Source organism: Kitasatospora sp. NPDC047058, assembly GCF_040643935.1.
Taxonomy (GTDB): domain Bacteria; phylum Actinomycetota; class Actinomycetes; order Streptomycetales; family Streptomycetaceae; genus Kitasatospora.
The window spans coordinates 1-2975 of sequence record NZ_JBEYVJ010000625.1; the positions used below are offsets into that span (position 1 = coordinate 1).

Below are 2975 nucleotides of genomic sequence, written 5' to 3' on the forward strand. Positions count from 1 at the left end.
TCTCGGGGGGGCCGTGGCCCCCGCCCCACCACGTTCCGCCCCACACGCCGACGCCGCGCCACGGCGGCGCGGCACCTTCGCCCACGGCCGACATGAGCCGTCATCACTTGATCGGATGAGAGGGCGGACCATCGGCCGGTGGCGGGAACGGCGGCCGGGGGCCGCGCAGCTCGACGTAGACGGACCAGGCCACCGAGACCGCGGGGACGGCGACCACGGCGCCGATCACGCCGGCCGCGATGCTGCCGGCGAGGACCGACACCGCGACCACGACCGGGTGCAGGCTTACCGCCCAGCTCATCACCAACGGGTGGAGCAGGTGGCCCTCGATCTGGCCGATGACCACGATCAGCAGCAGGACCACGATCGCGATGACCGGGCCCCGGGCGGCGAGCGCGACGAGGGAGGCGACCAGCATCGCGATCGGTGAGCCGACCAGGGGGACGAAGGACGCGAAGAACTCGAGCACGGTCAGCGGCAGGGCGAGCGGCACGCCGAGGAAGAACAGGGCGATGCCGACCATGATCGCGTTGGTCGCGGCGACGATGAAGATGCCGCGGGTGTAGCCGGCGAAGGTCCGCCACGCCGCCCGCCCGCCGCGGTCGAGGTGGTCCGCGGCGGCGGGCGGCAGCTGGGAGGCCGTCCAGCGCCACATCCGCTCCCCCGAGTGCAGGAAGAACACCGACATGAACAGGGCCAGCGCAGCGCCCGTCGCCAGCTCGACCACCCGGCTCGCGCCGCTGACGGCCGTGCTGATCAGCGTCGAGCGGTGCGACGAGAGGAAGTCGGACACCTTGCGCTGCAGGTCGTTGAACGCCGTCGGCGAGACCCGGAACGGTGCCCCCTCCAGCAGCTTCTCCAGCCGGTCCAGGCCGCCCTGGAACTCCTTGGCCAGGCGGGAGACGTCGTCCGCCACGCTCTCGCCGATCAGCGCGAGCAGCCCGGCCGGCACCAGCAGTGCCACCGCCAGACCGGCCAGCACGGCGAGCGGGCGGGGAAGGACCCGGGCGGCCAGGTCCACCAGCGGACGGACCACCGAGGTCAGCACCAGGGCGAGGAAGCCGGCCAGGGTGATCAGGTGGAACCGCCCCAGCACCATCAGCACCAGGTACGCCGCCGCCGCGACCACCAGCATCCGCCACGCGTAGTCCGACAGCCGGCGCAGCACCGGCCCCGCGCCGCCCCCGCCCGCCGTACGGCCCCGCCCGGCCGGCCGGCGGGGGGCGGGTCGCCTCACCGGCATGCCGCACCGCCGTGCGCACCGTTCCGTGCCGCGTCCCGCGGCGCCGGGACGTCCCGTCCGCCCCGCCCTGTCCCGTCGCCGGCGGGTGGCCGGCCGGCGGAGACGGTGTCGCCGGGGGACGGGGAACAGCCGTGGGAAGGCCGGGAACTGCCGGGGCGTGAAATCGACATGAACCCTGCATAGCGGGTGAAATGCCGCACGGACTGTTCCCGCGCCGACCGGCCCCGCCCCCGGCCGGCCCTTCACCCACTTCCGGCACGCCGGGCCGCATCGGGTGCGCCCTCAGGCCGGGACGGCCGGCGAGGTCAGCCCTCGGGCTGGTCCGGCCGGGTCAGGTTGGCCCCGGTGCCGGGGTCGAAGACGTGGATCCGGGCCGTGTCGAGCCACAGCCGCAGGGCGCCGCCCTCGGCGGCCCGGGTGGCGGCGTTCAGCCGGGCGACCACGCGGTGCTCCTGCATCCCGGTGTCGGCCCGGCCGGAGTCGGCGGCGAGCTCGGCGAGCTCCTCGGTCCGGGCGGTCCCGCCCTCCTCGGCGAAGTGGACGTACACGTCGGAGCCGACGGACTCCCGGACGTCCACGGTGACGGTGCTGGTGACGCCCGCCCCGTGGTCGTCGGTCAGGGAGGCGTCCTCGAAGTCCTCGGGTCGGATGCCGACGATGACGTCGCGCGGCGCGTCCGCCCGCTCCAGCGCCTGCCGCTTCCGGTCGTCCAGCGGGAGGTCGCCCAGCGAGGTGCGCAGCCGGTTCCCCTCCAGGGTCGCCGCGAGGAAGTTCATCCCGGGCGAGCCGATGAAGCCGGCGACGAAGAGGTTCACGGGCGCGTCGTACAGGTGCTGGGGGCTGCCGACCTGCTGGACGACGCCGCCGCGCATGACGACGACCCGGTCGCCGAGGGTCATGGCCTCGACCTGGTCGTGGGTGACGTAGACGGTGGTGGTGCCGAGCCGCCGTTGCAGGGCGGCGATCTGGGTCCGCATCTGGACCCGCAGTTTGGCGTCGAGGTTGGACAGCGGCTCGTCCATCAGGAACGCCTTGGGGTCCCGGACGATGGCCCGGCCCATGGCGACGCGCTGGCGCTGCCCGCCGGAGAGGTTGGCGGGTTTGCGGTCGAGGTGCTGGGTCAGGTCGAGGATGCGGGCGGCCTCGTCCACCTTGGCCGCGATGGTCGCCTTGTCCGTCTTGGCCAGGCGCAGGGCGAAGCCCATGTTCTCGCGCACGCTCATGTGCGGGTAGAGCGCGTAGCTCTGGAACACCATCGCGATGTCCCGGTCCTTGGGGGCGCGGTCGTTGACGACCTGTCCGCCGATCCGCAGGGTGCCCTCGGTGATGTCCTCCAGTCCCGCGATCATGTTGAGGGTGGTGGACTTGCCGCAGCCGGACGGGCCGACCAGGATGACGAACTCGCCGTCGGCGATGGTGAGGTTGAAGTCCCGCACGGCGAGGGCGCCGTCCGGGTAGCGCTTGGTGATGCCGTCGAGGACGATCTCGGCCACGGTCCGCCTTCCTGGTCCGCCCGGTGGGGCGCACTCATCCCTTGACTGCGCCGGCGGTGAGGCCGGCGACGATGCGGCGCTGGAACAGCAGAACGAAGATCACGATCGGGATCGTGATGACCACGGCGGCCGCGGCGATGGAGCCGGTCGGCTGCTGGAACTGGGAGAAGCAGGGCGCCGCGCCGCACGGCCCGGGCCGGGACGACGGTCAGCTTCTCGCCGTCCGCCCGGAACCGGGC

Annotated in this window: 2 protein-coding genes and 1 pseudogene; all 3 read right to left on the minus strand. The window is 73.6% G+C overall.

Annotation, left to right across the window (positions count from 1 at the left end; genetic code table 11):
- Positions 1-103 precede the first annotated feature (103 nt).
- Positions 104-1135, minus strand: a complete 1032-nt coding sequence (locus tag ABZ885_RS38465) for an AI-2E family transporter (RefSeq protein WP_360199441.1) — start codon at positions 1133-1135, stop codon at positions 104-106.
- Positions 1136-1548: 413 nt separating this feature from the next.
- A complete protein-coding gene (gene ugpC, locus ABZ885_RS38470) occupies positions 1549-2736 on the minus strand; it encodes a sn-glycerol-3-phosphate ABC transporter ATP-binding protein UgpC (protein ID WP_360199439.1) in 1188 nt (395 codons plus the stop codon).
- 34 nt (positions 2737-2770) lie between these two features.
- A pseudogene (locus tag ABZ885_RS38475) lies at positions 2771-2902 on the minus strand (carbohydrate ABC transporter permease); the annotation flags it as partial.
- Positions 2903-2975: the final 73 nt, after the last annotated feature.

Coding starts and splice junctions, on each gene's coding strand:
- ABZ885_RS38465 (WP_360199441.1), bottom strand. CDS start 1,135: ATGCTGGTGGTCGCGGCGGCGGCGTACCTGGTGCTGATGGTGCTGGGG.